General features: G+C 50.3%; 8 protein-coding genes and 2 pseudogenes. 7 read left to right on the forward strand and 3 right to left on the reverse strand.

Features of this window, described 5'->3' with window-relative positions; all coding sequences use genetic code 11:
- Window positions 1–11: 11 nt before the first annotated feature.
- The gene (locus BN54_RS10105) at window positions 12–1487 is read right to left on the reverse strand and encodes a hypothetical protein (RefSeq protein ID WP_155818198.1); all 1476 of its coding nucleotides are present in this window, start codon (window positions 1485–1487) and stop codon (window positions 12–14) included.
- Window positions 1488–1792: 305 nt separating this feature from the next.
- On the opposite strand from BN54_RS10105, the gene BN54_RS09690 reads away from it, so the two are divergent.
- The 6 genes and pseudogenes from BN54_RS09690 to BN54_RS10500 form a co-directional block, all read left to right on the forward strand.
- A complete protein-coding gene (locus BN54_RS09690; RefSeq protein ID WP_235720475.1) occupies window positions 1793–1960 on the forward strand; it encodes an LPXTG cell wall anchor domain-containing protein in 168 nt (55 codons plus the stop codon).
- A 1528-nt stretch (window positions 1961–3488) separates the two neighbouring features.
- Window positions 3489–3656 (forward strand): LPXTG cell wall anchor domain-containing protein, encoded by a 168-nt coding sequence (locus BN54_RS10285; RefSeq protein ID WP_191976432.1) that lies wholly within the window; start codon window positions 3489–3491, stop codon window positions 3654–3656.
- A 465-nt stretch (window positions 3657–4121) separates the two neighbouring features.
- Entirely contained in the window at window positions 4122–6212 is a 2091-nt protein-coding gene (locus BN54_RS00750) for a KxYKxGKxW signal peptide domain-containing protein (RefSeq protein WP_019205211.1), read from the forward strand.
- 1222 nt (window positions 6213–7434) lie between these two features.
- Window positions 7435–10080, forward strand: a pseudogene (locus tag BN54_RS09955) (hypothetical protein); the annotation flags it as partial.
- 543 nt (window positions 10081–10623) lie between these two features.
- On the forward strand, window positions 10624–11061 hold the full coding sequence (locus BN54_RS10625) for an LPXTG cell wall anchor domain-containing protein (protein WP_019205214.1): 438 nt from the start codon (window positions 10624–10626) through the stop codon (window positions 11059–11061).
- A gap of 1967 nt (window positions 11062–13028) precedes the next feature.
- Window positions 13029–13139, forward strand: a pseudogene (locus tag BN54_RS10500) (KxYKxGKxW signal peptide domain-containing protein); the annotation flags it as partial.
- 1333 nt (window positions 13140–14472) lie between these two features.
- On the opposite strand, the gene BN54_RS10505 reads toward BN54_RS10500, so the two are convergent.
- On the reverse strand, window positions 14473–14889 hold the full coding sequence (locus tag BN54_RS10505; protein ID WP_302463761.1) for a hypothetical protein: 417 nt from the start codon (window positions 14887–14889) through the stop codon (window positions 14473–14475).
- Window positions 14890–14928: 39 nt separating this feature from the next.
- Complete coding sequence (locus tag BN54_RS10510; RefSeq protein WP_019205215.1) at window positions 14929–15297, reverse strand: hypothetical protein; 369 nt, start codon at window positions 15295–15297, stop codon at window positions 14929–14931.
- Between the two features lie 134 nt (window positions 15298–15431).
- On the opposite strand from BN54_RS10510, the gene BN54_RS10630 reads away from it, so the two are divergent.
- A partial coding sequence (locus tag BN54_RS10630; RefSeq protein ID WP_437176730.1) for a hypothetical protein occupies window positions 15432–20281 on the forward strand: 4850 nt, incomplete at its 3' end.

Genomic DNA, 20281 nt, shown 5'->3' on the forward strand with positions numbered 1-20281 from the left:
AAGTGCAAGTATCAGTGCGTCGACGTCAGTGAGTGAATCACAATCGTTATCAACGTCATTAAGTACGTCGGCGTCGACGAGTGCGAGTGAAAGTGCATCGACATCAGTAAGCGAATCGCAATCGTTATCGACGTCGTTGAGCACATCAGCGTCAATGAGTGCGAGCGAAAGTGCGTCAACGTCAGTGAGTGAATCACAATCGTTATCGACATCGTTGAGTACGTCGTACAGTGACTCGTAATCTGAATCAACGTCGTTAAGCAAGTCGTACAGTGACTCAGAATCCGAATCGACATCGTTGAGCAAGTCGTACAGCGACTCGGAATCCGAATCGACGTCGCTAAGCAAGTCGTACAGTGATTCCGAATCTGAATCCACGTCATTGAGTAAGTCGTACAGCGACTCGGAGTCTGAATCGACATCGTTGAGTAAGTCGTATAGTGACTCGGAATCTGAATCGACCTCGTTGAGCAAGTCGTACAGTGACTCTGAATCTGAATCGACGTCGTTGAGCAAGTCGTACAGCGACTCGGAATCCGAATCGACGTCACTAAGCAAGTCGTACAGCGACTCAGAATCTGAATCCACGTCATTGAGTAAGTCGTACAGCGACTCGGAATCTGAATCGACGTCGTTGAGCAAGTCGTATAGTGACTCGGAATCCGAATCGACGTCACTAAGCAAGTCCTACAGTGATTCTGAATCGACGTCGCTAAGCAAGTCGTACAGTGATTCCGAATCCGAATCGACGTCGTTGAGCAAGTCGTACAGCGACTCAGAATCTGAATCCACGTCATTGAGTAAGTCCTACAGCGACTCGGAATCTGAATCGACGTCGTTGAGCAAGTCCTACAGCGACTCGGAATCCGAATCGACGTCACTAAGCAAGTCCTACAGTGATTCTGAATCGACGTCGCTAAGCAAGTCGTATAGTGACTCGGAATCCGAATCAACGTCGTTGAGTAAGTCGTACAGTGATTCTGAATCCGAATCGACCTCCTTGAGCAAGTCGTATAGTGACTCGGAATCTGAATCAACGTCGTTAAGCAAGTCGTACAGCGATTCCGAATCTGAATCGACGTCGCTGAGTAAGTCGTACAGTGACTCAGAATCCGAATCGACATCGTTGAGCAAGTCGTACAGCGACTCGGAATCTGAATCGGCGTCGTTGAGCAAGTCGTACAGCGACTCGGAATCCGAATCGACGTCGCTGAGTAAGTCGTACAGTGAATCAGACTCACAATCCGATAGTGAACCAGCAAGCGAGACAACGTCAGAAACGACGTCACAAACGCTGAGCGAATCAGACTCACAATCGGATAGCGAGCCAACGAGTGAGACGACGTCAGAAACAACGTCGCAGACGCTGAGTGAATCAGACTCGCAATCGGATAGTGAACCAACAAGCGAGACGACATCCGAAACAACGTCGCAGACGCTGAGTGAATCAGACTCGCAATCGGATAGTGAACCAACAAGCGAGACAACGTCAGAAACGACCTCACAGACGCTGAGTGAGTCTGGGTCAACCTCCGAGAGTCACAAGGCAGATTCAAATACTTTGTCAGATTCGGCAAGCACCAGTCAATCACTTTCGCTGTCAGTATCTAGCAGTGAATCAACGTCAGATACGGTCAGTGAATCGCAATCGGACAGTGACAAACTAGACTCCGATTCGCTTAGCACCACCACATCGACCAGTCAAAGCAGCAGTGTGTCACGCTCCCTTTCGCAATCTGAGAGTGTGGAAGCAAGCACTAACTCCGTGTCCGGCAGTGGTTCGGAATTGAACATGACTGCAACGGCCCGGGCGGTAGCTTCACAAACCGCTAGTCAATCAGCCTTGCCACAAACGGGGGCTGAACCGGCGCAGACAACCACTAGCTGGCTGGGTGGCCTAGGCCTCTTCTTAGCTGGCTTACTAGGCCGGCGCAAGAAGCGAAATGATGATAAGAAATAGGAAAGATGAGGATTGAAGTCCCCCTTTGGTAACTAGGATTGGTTATCAAAGGGGGCTTTTCTTTCTTAGGATTCCTTATTAAAACGGCTCGAGTCAGCAATGGTGATGCTACTAGCGAACCTAGTGACGCCGGGGCCAACTGATCGTAATGCCATGGGGACAATCAATCGGTCTTTGATGCAAAGTATGGTGACAAAAACCATGCCTCGTTTGCTTACAACAACGAATTTGATAACGCGGGCTTGATTGGTGAACCCCCGACCCAAGATCTGGTCAACTACCAAGCGCCGTTTACGTCGTCATTCAATAAGGATACAATTGGGACGGCGATGTATATGCAGACCATCGATACCGTCTATGCCTCATATACTGTTTCGTTTAAGACGATACACTCGAATGTCAGCCAAGCCGAGTTGGACCGCGGGGCGAATGGTGGGGCCTTCTCTGGTTTGTATGCGATTGCTAATTCTTATCAAGATGGGATAGGCTACGATAACATTTATGGAAACCTAGTTGGGCAAGAAATTAACAACTTGAAAGAAGGTAAACTGGACAATAGTGAAGTTAACAGCTTTTCACAGAAAAGTCAGTCGATGTCGCAATCTTATTCAGATTCTATATGGCAGAGCGAGTCGACTTCGACTTTCCAAAGTGTGTCCACTTCCCAAAGTGTCTCAACTTCAACGTATCAAAGCGAATCAACTTCGATCTTTGAAAGTGAATCAGCATCGACTTCTCAAAGTAAGTCCGTTTCTGACAGCCTATTTGTGTCTGAAGCGGACTCGATAGTCAAAGGGAATCGCATTCCAAGGCGGTTTCCGAATCGGAGAGTCGCGAAGACTCAGCTTCAGATAGTGCTAAGGTTTCCGCTTCATTAAGTGATTCGCAGTCGGCTTCCAGCAGTGCCAGCCTAAGTGCGTCAAACTCAGCTAGCGGCTCGGCTTCGACGTCCGCAAGCAACTCGGCCTCGAATTCAGCCAGTCAAAGTGCATCAACGAGTGCGAGTGAATCAGCTTCGACGAGTGCAAGTGAGTCTGCTTCAACAAGTGCGAGTGAATCCGTGTCAACTAGCGAATCAGACTCAGAAAGTAATAGTGAATCAACTAGCGAATCCAAATCGGAAAGCAACAGTGAATCGATCAGCGAGTCTGACTCAGAAAGTACTAGTGAATCGAGTCCAACGAGCGACAGTGAATCAATTTCCAATAGCTCAGAGACGCCAAGCGACTCGAGTTCACCAAGTGAGAGCGGATCAATGTCAAGTGATTCTGAATCATCAAGTGGCAGCGACTCAACAAGCGAATCGAGTTCAACGAGCGATAGTGAATCAATTTCGAATAGCTCAGAAACGACGAGTGAATCGACCAGTCATAAAGTTGATTCTGGCAGTGCCAGCCAATCTGCTTCGGACAGCCTGTCAATTTCGAGTTCGGACTCCTTGAGCCAGACTCTGAGTGAATCGCTCTCTGGATCAGACGATCTAAAACGCGACTCGAATTCTCTTTCAAACAGTCAAACTGCAATTAGCTTGACAGCAACCAGCAGCACCGTTGCTTCGCACGAGGGTAGTCAAGCGGCCTTGTCGCAAACCGGGGCGGAATCAACGGCTTCGACTGGCTGGTTAGGCGGGTTCGGCCTCTTCTTAGCTGGCTTGCTTGGTCGGCGCAAGAAACGTGATGACAAGAAAACTAAATAGGTAGAAAAATTCCCTGGTATCAAATTGAGGCCGGGGGATTTTTGCGCTGCTAAAGCGGGTGATGTGACACGTCACCCGCTTTTTTGTATGTAAAATTAGCGGTTTGATTTTTAATTATTTCGCAAATTGTCTGAAAAATTTTTCAACGGATAAAAGAAAACGATTTAATTATTGCGTGATTGTTGAAAAAGCTTAGCGAGTGATCTATAATCATTTTAGTTTTCGATAAGTATTTTAAAAGCGATTAACATTTTTCGGGTGATGCAATTCCGGTACATATTGATATAACTGTGTTTGAGAGGGATATTTAGGGTTAAATGAATCGTTAGATAAGGGTAAGAAAGAGATAAATAATCTGGTTGCGACGGATTGGGAGGAAAGGCAAAAACTTTTTGCTTAACGGTCGAATCAGAGTGAAAAATGATGGGTGAGAGTGTCTTGGAATGAAAGAGAGGATGGAAAAAGATGAGCAAGCGAACAATGAATAATGGCTTTGATGAAAGTTCACGGAAAACACGGGTGAAGTTATATAAATCAGGAAAACAATGGGTCCAATGTTTGATGACTCGCTTAGGGTTGCTACGCTTGTCGACTGCTGTCCACCCGGATGAGCAAGCGCTGACTGCGAAAAATGGTCAGGCGGAATTACTCTTGAAAGGGGTTCTGGCGGCTAGCGCCTTAGTTGGCGGTGGCGCGGTAGGGACCACTGGGGCCTTAGCAGCGACTAGTACCCCTGTGGCCCAAACCAATACGAATTTGACGTCTGGTGAACAGTTGGCAGATCAAAACACCGTTACGCTGTCGCACAGTCAAGCTAGTCTGAGCGATTCAACTGAGCAGGCCAGCGCTTCGCAGACCAGTCAGACTGATTCAAGCAGTGCCTCGTTAAGCACAGCGCAAAGTCAGTCGGAAAGTGTGTCCTTGAGCGTTTCACAAAGTCAATCCATCAGTGCTTCAGAGAGCCTGGCTGCCCACCAATCCGCCAGTGCTTCTTTGGCAACGTCTGAAGCGAGCCAAAAGTCGCAAAATGTTACCGATCAAACAACTACCACAGCAACTACGCAACCAACCATTTCGGCCAGTGAAGCGGCCTTTGATCAAGCCCTGGCGCGGGCTTACAGTTTGCAACAGACTCCTGAGTTTCAATCAGCTAGCAGTCAACAGCAACTTGCCCTGACCGCCACAGTGGCCGCGTACAGTCAGGTTAAAACGGCCAGCCAATTGTCGGATGAAGATTATGCCTACGGGACACAACAATTGACGGCGGTGCTGGATGCAATTGAAAATCCTAAGTCAGTCCCAATGCCGTTTGCCAATTTTGCGGCAAACTTGACCAATGGCGGGGACCGGGCATCCGTGGGGGCAATCAGTCGCGGTCAAACTGATTTAAGTGGTGTCCCAGTCTTTCAGGACATGGGGAACTTAAATGCCGACTTCTATAAAGGGGTAACCGATGGGAAAGGCTACTGGGCCGGGTACGATTTAGCTGCCAATTATGGGCCGGATAAGTCGATTAAGGTTGAAGTTGACCAAGACGCGGAAAATCCAAACCTCCGGCACTGGACGATTACGTACATGCCCGATGGGGGCTTTTGGAATTCGTCTGGGACGAGTATGGATCATAAGGGGAACTCAACCCGCTTTGGGTTTGCGCTGACGAAGGACTTGACTTTGCAAGGCAATGTAAAGTTGACCAGCTACTATTACAGTGATAATAACGACCACGTCGACAATAGTACAGGCAGTGGCAAGGGCAACCAAATTGTGGACGTCAGCTGGGAAGTTAAACCAACGGCGGATGGTGTGCAATTCGTTAACAGTAATGGTCAAGTCGTGGACCATCCACTGTATGCCTCGACCGGTGATTGGGGAACGGCTTGGGAGCAAGCCAAACAAGCGGCCGCCAAGGGACAAAACTACCAACACGAACAATCTTTGACGATCCAAAGTGTCAACTATTTGACGAATGAAAAGCAGGTTCAAGATAATTTCTTCATGGATAATAAGGATGACACTGACCCTAACAGTACCTCACCACGGGCCGCTACGTGGGGAAAAGCTGGCCAGACTGGTGCGAGCTTTGGTCAAGGGATGTTTGTCGATAAGGTTAGTTCCAATGCCTACCACGATGATACGGTAAATCCAAATGGGGGTGTTTACCGGCAAGATGGCTTCGGGAGTGGGATGTCTTGGAAGTCGCAAGGTTGGACGGGTAATACGATTGCGTTGACGACCCGGGTAGAATTTACCACTCTTTCAGACCAAACCATCAAGGAACAATTAGGAGTATCGGGGGTTGTAACGGCGCTCGGGAGCTACCAAGATGGCTCAAATTATAACTATGGTCATTTTAACGGCGAAGAAGTCTCACCGAACTTAGAGTACCAACACATGAACGTCCACGTGACGGATGTTTTTGATACGAAGGGATTAGATACTACGATTCCAGCCCGCGAAGCCACGATTACAGTGCAGGGACCAATGGTTAACGGGAAGGGATACAGCTCGGTCGGCCATACGGTTACTGGACCGGGGGGGTCAGAACTATACTGTTAATAACTGGGGAGTTGATCAAGCTCACTACCAAGAGGTCACTTACGATGCGGTAACGGTCAATGGCGCTGAGGGACAAAAGACGGTTGACCGGGGGAATTACTCGGTTAATGTGATCGTGCCACAGGCGGGCAAGCAAACGGTGTATGCTGATGCCGGCCACACCAACCCGGTCAAAGATGGCAAGGGTGGTACTTTGAAGGCGGATGCTTATACTGCCAAGGATTTGGAAACAGCCATTAAGGAAGATCTAAACCGGAACGCTTATCTTGATGAAAATGGTCACGGCTCTGATATTCCTGGTTACAAATTAACCGTCGCCAGACATTACAATGCAGAAACCAATACCCTGGAAATTGTTAATACCTACACGCGGGAAGTTAAATTAAATGATTTAAGTAAGGAAATTACTGATTACAGTAACCAAGTAAGGGACTTTTTCAAGTTAGTCACTGATCCAAACAGTGAGCTGATTAATTACTGGAAGTACAATCCGGATGATCAAACTGTTACTAAGCCAACCGGTGATTTGAGTAGCTTTGAACAGCAATATAACGAAAAGCTTAATGCAATTGAGCAAACGCATAAAGAATTGACCAAGCAAATCGATTTAATGGATCCGGCCAATGTTCAGAAGTATGGCAAGAACTACCATGATTTGGTCGATACCTACTTAAATGCGATTGCGATGTTTGATCCTAGCACTGATCAGACCGGGGCAGCGCTGTCCACTACCTATGGAGACCTTATTAAGAACCATGATTGGAGTAATCTACCAGTTAATGGGGAAGTCGGGCAAGGAAATGCGGTCTATAAAAATCAACTGCTGAATGATTTGTTGGAAGCTATTGGTGGACCTAATAAACCAGGTCGAGGGATTGGGACAGTTGGTAGCGGCGGAATCATTGATCAGTTAAATACCCTCTTGAATGGTGCGGAAAGCATTAAAAACAGCCCACACTATACTGAGGCCACACCAGCTAAGCGACAAGCATTTGATGCGGCTTATGAGAAGCTGACAACTGAAATGGCTGGTATGGGGAGTGTTAGGGATGTCAAGAATTTCTTTGAATTGCTGGACGACCAAAATAATTTAAAGGAAGCCATCTACTATCTGGATCACCAGACCCCAGCGGAAAGCCAAAGTGCAGCGGCGTCATTGTCAGATAGCGAAAGTGCCTCAAAGAGTGCCAGTGAAGCTTCGGTATCCGCCAGCGAGTCGGCTTCTCTTTCGGCAAAGGATTCTGCTTCGACCAGTGTAAGTCAATCGACTTCGGCTAGCCAATCAGCATCGACAAGCGCGTCAACGTCAGCGTCAACGAGCGCATCCACAAGTGCGTCAACGAGCGCTTCGACGAGTGCATCCACAAGTGCTTCTACTAGCGCCTCGATAAGTGCTTCTACTAGTGCGTCAACGAGTGCGTCAACCAGTGCTTCGACTAGCGCATCCACAAGTGCGTCAACGAGTGCTTCTACTAGTGCTTCGACGAGTGCATCAACGAGTGCTTCGACTAGTGCGTCAACGAGTGCATCCACAAGTGCTTCTACTAGCGCCTCGACGAGTGCCTCAACCAGTGCTTCTACTAGCGCATCAACGAGTGCTTCTACAAGTGCGTCAACAAGTGCTTCGACGAGTGCATCCACAAGTGCTTCTACTAGCGCCTCGACGAGTGCCTCAACCAGTGCTTCGACTAGCGCATCAACGAGTGCTTCTACAAGTGCGTCAACGAGTGCTTCTACTAGCGCTTCGACGAGTGCCTCAACAAGTGCTTCGACTAGCGCATCAACGAGCGCATCCACAAGTGCGTCAACGAGTGCTTCTACTAGCGCATCCACAAGTGCGTCAACGAGTGCATCCACAAGTGCTTCTACTAGCGCATCAACGAGTGCTTCGACTAGTGCATCAACGAGTGCCTCAACCAGTGCTTCAACAAGCGCCTCGACGAGTGCCTCAACCAGTGCCAGTGAATCGGCGTCAACGAGTGTGAGTGAATCGCAATCATTGTCAACGTCGTTGAGCACGTCAGCCTCGACGAGTGCGTCAACGAGTGCTTCGACTAGCGCATCCACAAGTGCGTCAACGAGTGCCTCAACCAGTGCTTCGACGAGTGCGTCAACGAGTGCTTCTACAAGTGCCTCGACGAGTGCCTCAACCAGTGCTTCTACTAGCGCTTCGACGAGTGCATCAACGAGTGCATCAACAAGCGCCTCGACAAGTGCTTCGACGAGTGCCTCAACCAGTGCTTCGACTAGCGCATCAACGAGTGCTTCTACAAGTGCGTCAACGAGTGCTTCGACGAGTGCCTCAACCAGCGCCAGTGAATCGGCGTCAACGAGTGTGAGTGAATCGCAATCATTGTCAACGTCGTTGAGCACGTCAGCATCGACGAGTGCGTCAACGAGTGCTTCTACTAGCGCCTCGACGAGTGCCTCAACCAGTGCTTCTACTAGCGCATCAACGAGTGCATCAACAAGCGCCTCGACAAGTGCTTCGACGAGTGCATCCACAAGTGCTTCGACGAGTGCCTCAACCAGTGCTTCGACGAGTGCCTCAACCAGTGCTTCAACAAGCGCTTCGACGAGTGCGTCAACGAGTGCCTCGACGAGTGCCTCAACCAGTGCCAGTGAATCGGCGTCAACGAGTGTGAGTGAATCGCAATCATTGTCAACGTCGTTGAGCACGTCAGCATCGACGAGTGCGTCAACGAGTGCTTCTACTAGCGCCTCGACGAGTGCCTCAACCAGTGCTTCTACTAGCGCATCAACCAGTGCATCAACAAGCGCCTCGACAAGTGCTTCGACGAGTGCATCCACAAGTGCTTCGACGAGTGCCTCAACCAGTGCTTCAACAAGCGCTTCGACGAGTGCGTCAACGAGTGCCTCAACCAGTGCTTCGACTAGCGCATCAACGAGTGCTTCAACAAGCGCTTCGACGAGTGCCTCAACCAGTGCCTCAACGAGTGCTTCTACTAGCGCTTCGACGAGTGCCTCAACCAGTGCCAGTGAATCGGCGTCAACGAGTGTGAGTGAATCGCAATCATTGTCAACGTCGTTGAGCACGTCAGCATCGACGAGTGCAAGTCAAAGTGCCTCAACCAGTGCTTCTACAAGTGCTTCGACGAGTGCATCCACAAGTGCATCAACGAGTGCCTCAACGAGTGCTTCAACAAGCGCCTCGACGAGTGCTTCGACAAGTGCGTCAACGAGTGCTTCTACTAGCGCTTCGACGAGTGCCTCAACCAGTGCTTCTACTAGCGCATCCACAAGTGCGTCAACGAGTGCCTCAACAAGTGCTTCGACGAGTGCGTTAACGAGTGCTTCTACTAGCGCCTCGACGAGTGCCTCAACCAGTGCCAGTGAATCGGCGTCAACGAGTGTGAGTGAATCGCAATCATTGTCAACGTCGTTGAGCACGTCAGCATCGACGAGTGCATCAACGAGTGCATCAACAAGTGCTTCGACGAGTGCCTCAACCAGTGCTTCTACTAGTGCTTCGACGAGTGCATCAACAAGCGCATCAACGAGTGCTTCTACAAGTGCTTCGACGAGCGCATCAACCAGTGCTTCTACAAGTGCTTCGACGAGCGCATCAACCAGTGCTTCTACTAGTGCTTCGACGAGTGCATCAACCAGTGCGTCAACGAGTGCTTCGACTAGCGCCTCGACGTCAGCGTCAACGAGTGCTTCGACTAGCGCATCAACAAGCGCATCTACTAGCGCCTCGACGAGTGCATCAACCAGTGCTTCGACTAGCGCATCAACGAGTGCTTCAACAAGCGCATCCACAAGTGCTTCAACCAGTGCCTCGACGAGTGCATCAACAAGCGCATCAACCAGTGCGTCAACGAGTGCTTCGACTAGCGCATCAACGAGTGCATCAACAAGCGCATCCACAAGTGCTTCAACCAGTGCCTCGACGAGTGTGAGTGAATCGCAATCATTGTCAACGTCGTTGAGCACGTCAGCATCGACGAGTGCTTCGACGAGTGCATCAACCAGTGCTTCGACTAGCGCATCAACGAGTGCTTCTACAAGTGCTTCGACGTCAGCGTCAACGAGTGCCAGTGAATCCGAATCGACAAGCGCAAGTGAATCTGCTTCTACAAGTGCCAGCGAATCGGCATCCACAAGTGCAAGTAAGTTGGCTTCAACGAGTGCCAGTGAAAGTGCATCAACGAGCGCTAGTGAATCGGCCTCAACGAGCGCTAGTGAATTAGCTTCAACAAGTGCAAATGAATTGGCTTCAATGAGTGCTAGTGAAAGTGCATCAACAAGCGCAAGTGAATCGGCCTCAACGAGCGCTAGTGAATTAGCTTCAACAAGTGCAAATGAATTGGCTTCAATGAGTGCTAGTGAGAGTGCATCAACAAGCGCAAGTGAATCGGCCTCAACCAGCGCGGAAGAATCCACTTCGTTGAGTGCAAGTGACTCTGCTAGTCTTAGTGGTTCGGACAGTCACAAGGTTGAATCGCAAAGCTTCAGTACTAGCGACAACACTTCGACCTCATTGAGTACGTCGGAAACGGCCAGCCTGAGTGGGTCAGACAGTCACAAGGTTGACTCCCAATCAGTATCAACTTCACAGACAACCAGTCTTTCGGGTGACGGTCTGGCGAAGTACGATTCTGAATCAATCAGTCAACTGGGCTCGCATGTGACGACGAACGCGGAGAACTACGTCAACTTAGCCCGTCCAGTTGACCCGAGCGCGACGAATACCGGCAAGGCCGTTGAAAAGCTGCCGCAAACCGGGAATGAATCCGCCCCGGCTACTGGCCTGCTGGGTGGCCTGGACATCTTGCTAGCCGGCTTGCTCGGCCGCAAGAAGCGCCGCGATCAAGAAGATAAATAGTTAGTTGCCAAGGGAAGGTAAAGCCCGGTGCCAGGAGTGATCCTGACGCCGGGCTTTTTGATCGTTCGCGGCTGGAATAACTTACTTTAAAAAAGTTAGTTGCCGTTTTGGTCAGTACCGACACTGCAAAATTCTTGAGTGAATCTGTAAGCGTCGCACGATCAATGAGTGCCGCCGCCTCGGCAGTGGCCAAGGTGAGTGCGCCATTATCGCGCAACTTAGCCGAAGCATCAGTCAGCGAAGCGGCTGCGTGGATGCAGAGTGAATCCTTATCCCGGCAAGTGGCTGAATCACAAAGGGCGCAGGAGATTGCGACTTCAGTTAGCACCAGTGAGTCTCTGGCCCCAAGTGAAAGGATTCCGGGAGTGTAACTAGCGTGGTAGCTTCGACAATGACCAGTGCCAGCCAAAGCAGGTCAACTTTGTGGAGTGAATCAGCGCTCACGAATGAACGCGAGCAAGCTCTGACAGCGCTGAGGACAACTCGTCTCGCGGCAAGCGTCATGCAAAGTGTTGGCCCCACAGCTACTCAGCTGACGGCAAATTCGCTCCGTCCCCAGGAGAATTCTTTAAGTCGTCAGACTGTGAGTGAAACGGCTGCACCAAGCCAACTGGCGCCCGTTGTATCGGTGTCGAATTTGCTTCGGAGTGCTGATCGGTTAGCTGCCGGTCAGGGGCTAGTTGCTGCCTAACCAGGCGCAACCACGGCCAATGACACGACGGATGAAGCACAGGGGGCCACTAATTCCTCCGCCAAAGTTGGTCATCAAAGGGCTAAGGCTGCTACGACTAAACCGCCTAGTAGCGTAATTGCGTTGGTCAGGGCAATGCTGATCGCCCTTTCAAAGAAGGATCAGGATGAAGACGACGAAAACGATGAAAGTGAATTAGATTAACTAACCACTCCGCCTGCTCCGGCGGAGTTTTTTTGTTTTGGGAAATTGGGATACGACATATCCAGAAATATTTGTCATAACAAAATAAATTTATTTTTCTTTGTTTAATGCAGCAAAAATGCTGCTATTAAGGTAATTAAAAAATAAATTTAAAGATTGATCTGTCCAATGTCGCAATATCTAGATATCGTCGTATATCAAAAGGCATAGTTCGCAAAAACGCGAAGTGATTGGCTTGCCGGTGATTTTGCCAACCGGCTCGCTCAGTGAAGTGTCAAAAAGAAAGTGAACTTTACTTTTAAGTAAAACGTTTTATAATACGGTGACATAACCGAAATAATCGTTTATTAAAATTAATAGACGATCAGTGCATAAATGACTAAAAAGGTGAAGAAGAATTGCTAATCGATCTGATTTTGGAATATTGCCGGTTTTTAAACTGACAACAAACTAAAATTTGATGGATTTCAACAAAATGATTAATGATCGATTAATGAAATGGGAGGGGTTAAGATTCAATATTTTTATTTGTTCATTGATTAATAAAATTAACGAACCCTTGGAAAATTAACTTCCCGCGGAGATAAGTAGCGAAAGTGGACGGTAAAAGTTAGGGAAATTAATTTTTAGTCGTGAGTAACGAAAGGAAGTTGGTACAAATTAACAACCAACTTTATAGATCTAATGATAAACAATTATTTATGATAAAATTATGACGTCGAAAACAAGGAATGGTTAAGAAAATTGAATGGTTTGGTGGTGCCAGGCGAATTCACTTTGGTTTGCCCAAGGTTGGATAAGCAAACGTTATTCATCCTGAATAACTCCGGCGAAAATTACAAAGATGACGACCTTTGCGATCACGCCAGCTACTCAGCTGGAAACTGGTGTTAGTCAGCCAGGATCCCCATTTACTCTGCTTTTGATGTTATCTAGCAGTTACAAAAAAATTTGGTAGGCGTTTATTTAATTAGGGTTGGGCGCAGCTGACTGGGTAGCTTACGAGCTACGAGAACGTTTACCACACACTGGCAAAGATCAGTGGGAAGGGGTAAGAAACGTGAAGAAAAAAGTGACGCCAAAGGGATTTGACGAAGCTTCCCGGACGACCCGGGTCAAAATGTACAAATCTGGTAAGCAATGGGTGCAATGTCTGTTGACGCGCTTGGGGATGATCAAGCTCAGCAGCGGGGTCAAGCCTGAAGAAGTTAGGGTGGAAACAAACCTCGACAGCAAGACCACCAGTTTATTAAAGGGGGTCTTGGCAGCCAGTGCCTTAATCGGTGGGGGCGCGGTCGCGACGCCGCACGCCTTTGCCGAGGTCCAAACGTCAACGGTGGATTCTGGAGTGGACAATAATGCCAGTCAGAATTTAGCGGAAGCCAATACGGTTAGCTTAGGATCTAATAACGACTCGACGGGCGCGGAAAGCCAAACGAGCGATTCGGCTTCTTTGAGCATGTCGGAAAGTGGCTCACAAAGCACCACGGAGAGTGCTTCAGATTCTAAGTCGGATAGTCGTTCAACGTCGCAAGATACGACGAGCGAAAGTGCGTCGGTGAGTGCGAGTGAAAGCGTGGCGAATAGCCAGAGTGGAGCGGCTAGCACGTCACTGTCGACTTCAGCAAGTTTAGCTGACAGCCTGGCGCTGGCTAAAACCGCAACGGTTGATACTCAGACCTGGGAGCTGGATCCGGCCACTTTACAAGCCCTGGAACAGTTGGTGGCAAATCCGTTTATTAGCTTATATAAGGCTAGTGATTATAGTGATGCTCAGACTATTCGGTTTAGCTATACCGGTCTCTATGGCCCGTTTAAATCGGTCACGGGTGAGTATGATGTTGCTAAGAAAACTATTAAATGGTCAGTAACAATTAAAGAAGACGGCTGGCGGTTGTTTAAATTTAACCCCTACGTTTATTTACACATTGAGGTAACCAATGGGGAGGGCAATAATTTACTGACTTTGAACAATCAACTTGATAAGATTTTGGGTGAGGGTGATGCTTCAACTAGTGTTAAGTATCAATTTGAAGGCGAAGGCGAAAATAAAGCGCGGATCGACCGGGTTTTTGAGATTGACAATGATAACTGGTCAGGCGGCATTACTTACCGAACTAACGAACAGGCTGGTTGGGGGTTTAACTGGCTATATGCAATGCGGTCGGTTACATTTAAATTCGAGACTAGTTTTTCGGGTAGCAGTGTGACTGATTTAGCTGAAATGCGCTTATACCTAGAAACTTGGGGGACAGGTTCGTTATGGGGATCAGCTGATAGCAAGGCTTTTTGGTCTCAAGTAACGGGGCATGAAGCCATTGAATTGTATGCTAATGGTGATCAGAACCATTTTGACAACACGACTAGCAAAGCAATTGACAGTGCCTCAAAGAGTGAATCGCAGTCTAAGTATAACTCACAGGTAGAAAGTGAAAAGCAAAGTATTGTTGAGTCGCTGAGTGTGTCAATGAGCCAGAGTGAATCCGCATCGACCGTAGCTAGCCAAAGCATCTCAACTAGTGCAAGTCAGTCAGCTTCCACGAGTATGAGTCAAAGTGGTTCAACCAGTGCGAGTGAATCGGCCTCAACGAGCGCAAGTCAATTGGCTTCAACAAGCGCAAGCCAAAGCACCTCAACGAGTGCAAGTGAATCGGCCTCGACAAGCGCCAGTGACTCGGCTTCAACGAGTGCCAGCCAAAGTGCCTCGACGAGCGCGAGTGACTCGGCTTCAACGAGTGCCAGCCAAAGTGCCTCGACGAGCGCGAGTGACTCGGCTTCAACGAGTGCGAGTCAAAGTGCCTCAACCAGTGCCAGTGAATCGGCTTCGACGAGTGCAAGTCAAAGTGCCTCAACGAGCGCCAGCGAGTCAGCCTCGACCAGTGCAAGTCAAAGTGCCTCAACGAGTGCAAGTGAATCAGCTTCGACCAGTGCAAGTCAAAGTGCCTCAATTAGTGCCAGTGAATCCGCTTCAACTAGTGCAAGTCAAAGTGCCTCGACAAGTGCAAGCCAATCGGCCTCAACGAGTGCCAATGAATCCGCATCCACAAGTGCAAGCGAATCGGCTTCGACCAGTGCAAGTCAAAGCGCCTCGACGAGCGCAAGTGAATCTGCTTCAACGAGCGCAAGTCAAAGTGCTTCGACGAGTGCAAGTGAATCGGCTTCGACGAGTGCCAGTCAAAGTGCATCAACAAGTGCAAGTGAATCAGCATCCACAAGTGCCAGTGAATCAGCCTCGACCAGTGCAAGTGAAAGTGCCTCGACGAGTGCAAGTGAATCTGCTTCAACAAGTGCCAGCCAATCTGCTTCGACGAGCGCAAGTGAATCAGCATCAACGAGTGCAAGTCAAAGTGCCTCAACGAGTGCCAGTGAATCGGCTTCTACTAGCGCAAGCGGATCTGCTTCAACGAGCGCAAGTGAAAGTGCCTCGACGAGTGCAAGCGAATCCGCATCCACGAGCGCAAGTGGATCAGCTTCAATAAGTGCAAGCCAAAGTGCCTCGACGAGTGCCAGCCAATCTGCCTCAACGAGTGCGAGTCAAAGTGCGTCGACGAGCGCAAGTGAATCCGCCTCGACCAGTGCCAGCGAATCGGCTTCAACGAGTGCCAGTGAATCCGCTTCAACGAGCGCAAGCCAAAGTGCGTCAACTAGTGCAAGTACTTCAGCATCGACGAGTGCCAGTGAATCAGCATCAACGAGTGCAAGTCAAAGTGCTTCAACGAGTGCCAGCGAATCGGCCTCAACGAGCGCCAGTGAATCAGCATCCACAAGTGCGAGTCAATCTGCTTCGACGAGTGCGAGTGAATCAGCCTCAACGAGCGCCAGCGAATCGGCATCAACAAGTGCCAGTGAATCTGCATCCACCAGTGCAAGTCAAAGTGCCTCGACGAGCGCCAGTGAATCCGCTTCGACGAGCGCTAGCGAATCAGCATCCACAAGTGCAAGCCAAAGTGCCTCAACGAGTGCGAGTGAATCCGCCTCGACGAGTGCAAGTGAAAGTGCATTGACGAGTGCCAGCGAATCCGCCTCGACAAGTGCCAGTGAATCGGCTTCAACGAGCGCAAGTGAAAGTGCCTCGACGAGTGCCAGTGAATCAGCTTCTACTAGCGCAAGCGGATCTGCTTTAACGAGCGCAAGTGAGTCCGCCTCAACGAGTGCAAGTCAAAGCGCCTCAACGAGTGCCAGCGAATCCGCTTCGACAAGTGCCAGTCAAAGTGCATCCACAAGTGCCAGTGAATCAGCCTCGACCAGTGCAAGTGAGTCCGCCTCGACGAGTGCCAGCCAATCTGCTTCTACTAGTGCAAGTGGATCAGCTTCAACAAGCGCAAGTCAAAGTGCCTCGACGAGCGCAAGTGAATCAGCCTCGACCAGTGCAAGTGAAAGTGCATCCACAAGTGCAAGTGAATCTGCTTCAACAAGTGCCAGCCAATCTGCTTCGACGAGCGCAAGCCAAAGCGCCTCAACGAGTGCAAGTGGATCAGCTTCAACAAGCGCAAGCCAAAGCGCCTCAACGAGTGCAAGTGAAAGTGCCTCGGCGAGTGCCAGCGAATCTGCCTCAACGAGTGCGAGTCAAAGTGCGTCGACGAGCGCAAGTGAATCCGCCTCGACCAGTGCCAGTCAAAGTGCATCGACGAGTGCCAGCGAATCTGCCTCAACGAGTGCAAGCCAAAGCGCCTCGACCAGCGCAAGTGAATCTGCATCCACCAGCGCAAGCCAATCGGCTTCGACAAGCGCAAACGAATCAGCTTCAACGAGTGCAAGTCAAAGCGCCTCGACAAGCGCAAGCGAATCCGCCTCAACAAGTACCAGTGAATCAACCTCAACGAGCGCAAGTGAAAGTGCTTCAACGAGTGCCAGTGAATCCGCCTCGACAAGTGCAAGTGAAAGTGCCTCAACGAGCGCCAGTGAATCTGCATCAACGAGTGCAAGTCAAAGTGCCTCGACGAGTGCAAGCGAATCCGCCTCGACCAGTGCAAGTCAAAGTGCTTCGACCAGCGCCAGTGAATCGGCTTCGACAAGTGTAAGTCAAAGCGCCTCAACGAGCGCCAGTGAGTCAGCCTCGACAAGTGCAAGTGAAAGTGCCTCAACGAGCGCCAGCGAATCAGCATCAACGAGCGCAAGTGAAAGTGCCTCAACGAGCGCCAGTGGATCTGCTTCAACTAGTGCCAGCGAATCCGCATCTACTAGCACAAGTGAAAGTGCGTCGACGAGTGCCAGTGAATCAGCATCAACGAGCGCCAGCGAATCAGCATCAACGAGCGCAAGTGAAAGTGCGTCGACGAGTGCCAGCGAATCTGCATCAATGAGCGCCAGTGAATCGGCCTCAACTAGTGCCAGCGAATCCGCCTCGACAAGTGCAAGTCAAAGCGCATCCACAAGTGCCAGCCAATCGGCATCAACGAGTGCCAGTGAAAGTGCCTCGACCAGCGCCAGTGAGTCAGCCTCGACGAGCGCAAGTGAAAGTGCCTCGACAAGCGCAAGCGAATCGGCATCAACGAGTGCAAGCCAAAGTGCCTCGACCAGCGCCAGTGAATCCGCCTCAACGAGCGCAAGCGAATCTGCTTCAACGAGTGCAAGTGAATCAGCATCGACCAGTGCCAGTGAAAGTGCCTCAACGAGCGCAAGCCAATCAGCATCAACGAGCGCCAGCGAATCTGCCTCCACGAGCGCCAGTGAATCCGCTTCTACTAGCGCAAGTGAAAGTGCCTCAACGAGTGCAAGTGAATCCGCATCGATCAGTGCAAGTGAAAGTTCATTGACGAGTGCCAGCGAATCGGCCTCAACGAGTGCAAGTCAGTCGGCCTCGACTAGCGCAAGTGAAAGTGCTTCAACGAGTGCCAGTGAATCTGCATCTACAAGCGCAAGCGAATCTGCTTCGACAAGTGCAAGCCAATCGGCGTCAACGAGCGCAAGTGAGTCAGCATCAACTAGTGCAAGTGAAAGTGCCTCGACGAGTGCAAGTGAATCGGCTTCAACAAGTGCGAGTGAATCAGCTTCAACGAGTGCCAGTGAGTCTGCATCAACGAGCGCCAGCGAATCAGCCTCGACAAGCGCCAGCGAATCAGCCTCAACGAGTGCAAGCCAATCGGCATCAACGAGCGCCAGCGAATCTGCATCGACCAGCGCCAGTGAATCCGCATCAACGAGCGCAAGCCAATCGGCATCGACGAGTGCTAGCGAATCAGCTTCAACGAGTGCAAGTCAAAGTGCATCGACGAGTGCCAGTGAATCCGCATCAACGAGCGCAAGCCAATCGGCATCGACGAGTGCAAGTGAATCAGCATCGACGAGCGCAAGTCAAAGTGCCTCGACGAGTGCCAGTGAATCTGCTTCAACAAGTGCCAGCGAATCCGCTTCAACAAGTGCAAGTGAGTCCGCATCTACTAGCGCAAGCGAATCTGCTTCAACGAGCGCAAGTGAGTCCGCATCTACAAGCGCAAGTGAAAGTGCCTCAACAAACGCAAGTGAATCGGCTTCGACAAGCGCAAGCGAATCGGCATCCACAAGTGCTAGCGAATCGGCTTCGACAAGTGCGAGTGAGTCAGCTTCTACTAGTGCCAGCGAATCCGCTTCAACAAGCGCAAGTGAATCGGCATCCACAAGTGCCAGCGAATCAGCTTCAACGAGCGCAAGTGAAAGTGCATCAACGAGCGCAAGTGAATCCGCATCGACAAGTGCCAGCGAATCAGCTTCGACGAGTGCCAGTGAATCGGCATCCACAAGTGCTAGCGAATCGGCTTCGACAAGTGCGAGTGAGTCAGCTTCTACTAGTGCCAGCGAATCAGCTTCAACAAGCGCAAGTGAATCGGCATCCACAAGTGCCAGCGAATCAGCTTCAACGAGCGCAAGTGAAAGTGCATCAACGAGTGCCAGCGAATCGGCATCGACAAGTGCCAGCGAATCAGCTTCGACGAGTGCAAGTGAATCGGCATCCACAAGTGCTAGCGAATCGGCTTCAACGAGTGCAAGTGAGTCGGCTTCGACAAGCGCAAGTGAATCCGCCTCGACGAGCGCAAGTGAATCCGCCTCGACGAGCGCAAGTGAATCGGCATCAACAAGCGCAAGTGAAAGTGCATCAACGAGTGCCAGCGAATCGGCATCTACAAGTGCCAGTGAATCGGCTTCAACAAGCGCAAGTGAAAGTGCATCAACGAGTGCCAGCGAATCGGCATCCACAAGTGCCAGTGAATCCGCATCTACTAGCGCAAGCGAATCGGCTTCAACGAGTGCAAGTGAGTCGGCTTCAACAAGTGCCAGTGAGTCCGCATCAACAAGCGCGAGTGAATCAGCTTCAACGGGTGCCAGTGAGTCCGCATCAACAAGCGCAAGTGAATCGGCTTCAACGAGTGCAAGTGAATCGGCTTCGACAAGTGCCAGTGAATCGGCTTCGACAAGTGCAAGTGAATCGGCTTCGACAAGTGCCAGTGAATCCGCATCAACAAGCGCAAGTGAATCGGCTTCGACAAGTGCAAGTGAATCCGCATCGACAAGTGCCAGCGAATCAGCTTCGACGAGTGCCAGTGAATCCGCATCGACGAGTGCAAGTGAATCCGCATCCACAAGTGCTAGCGAATCGGCTTCAACGAGTGCAAGTGAGTCGGCATCAACAAGCGCAAGTGAAAGTGCCTCAACAAGCGCAAGTGAATCTGCATCTACTAGTGCCAGCGAATCGGCTTCAACGAGCGCAAGTGAAAGTGCATCAACGAGTGCCAGCGAATCGGCATCAACAAGCGCAAGTGAAAGTGCATCAACTAGTGCCAGCGAATCGGCATCAACAAGCGCAAGTGAAAGTGCATCAACGAGTGCAAGTGAATCAGCATCCACAAGTGCCAGCGAATCGGCTTCGACAAGCGCAAGTGAATCTGCTTCAACGAGTGCAAGTGAGTCGGCCTCAACGAGTGCGAGTGAAAGTGCCTCAACAAGCGCAAGTGAATCTGCATCTACTAGTGCCAGCGAAAGTGCATCAACAAGCGCAAGTGAATCAGCATCAACGAGCGCAAGTGAATCGGCATCAACAAGCGCAAGTGAAAGTGCATCAACGAGTGCCAGCGAATCGGCATCCACAAGTGCTAGCGAATCGGCTTCAACGAGCGCAAGTGAAAGTGCATCAACGAGTGCCAGCGAATCGGCATCGACAAGCGCAAGTGAATCCGCATCAACAAGTGCCAGTGAATCGGCATCCACAAGTGCAAGTGAGTCCGCATCTACAAGTGCTAGCGAATCCGCTTCAACAAGCGCAAGTGAGTCCGCATCTACAAGTGCCAGCGAATCCGCTTCAACAAGCGCAAGTGAATCGGCATCCACAAGTGCTAGCGAATCGGCTTCAAC

The sequence above is a fragment of the Limosilactobacillus ingluviei str. Autruche 4 genome (assembly GCF_000312405.1).
Taxonomy (GTDB): Bacteria; Bacillota; Bacilli; order Lactobacillales; family Lactobacillaceae; genus Limosilactobacillus; species Limosilactobacillus ingluviei.

What these genes read in the sequence shown, in the direction of transcription:
- BN54_RS09690 (WP_235720475.1), top strand. Translation starts at nt 1,793, where the DNA reads ATGACTGCAACGGCCCGGGCGGTAGCTTCACAAACCGCTAGTCAATCA.
- BN54_RS00750 (WP_019205211.1), top strand. Translation starts at nt 4,122, where the DNA reads ATGAGCAAGCGAACAATGAATAATGGCTTTGATGAAAGTTCACGGAAA.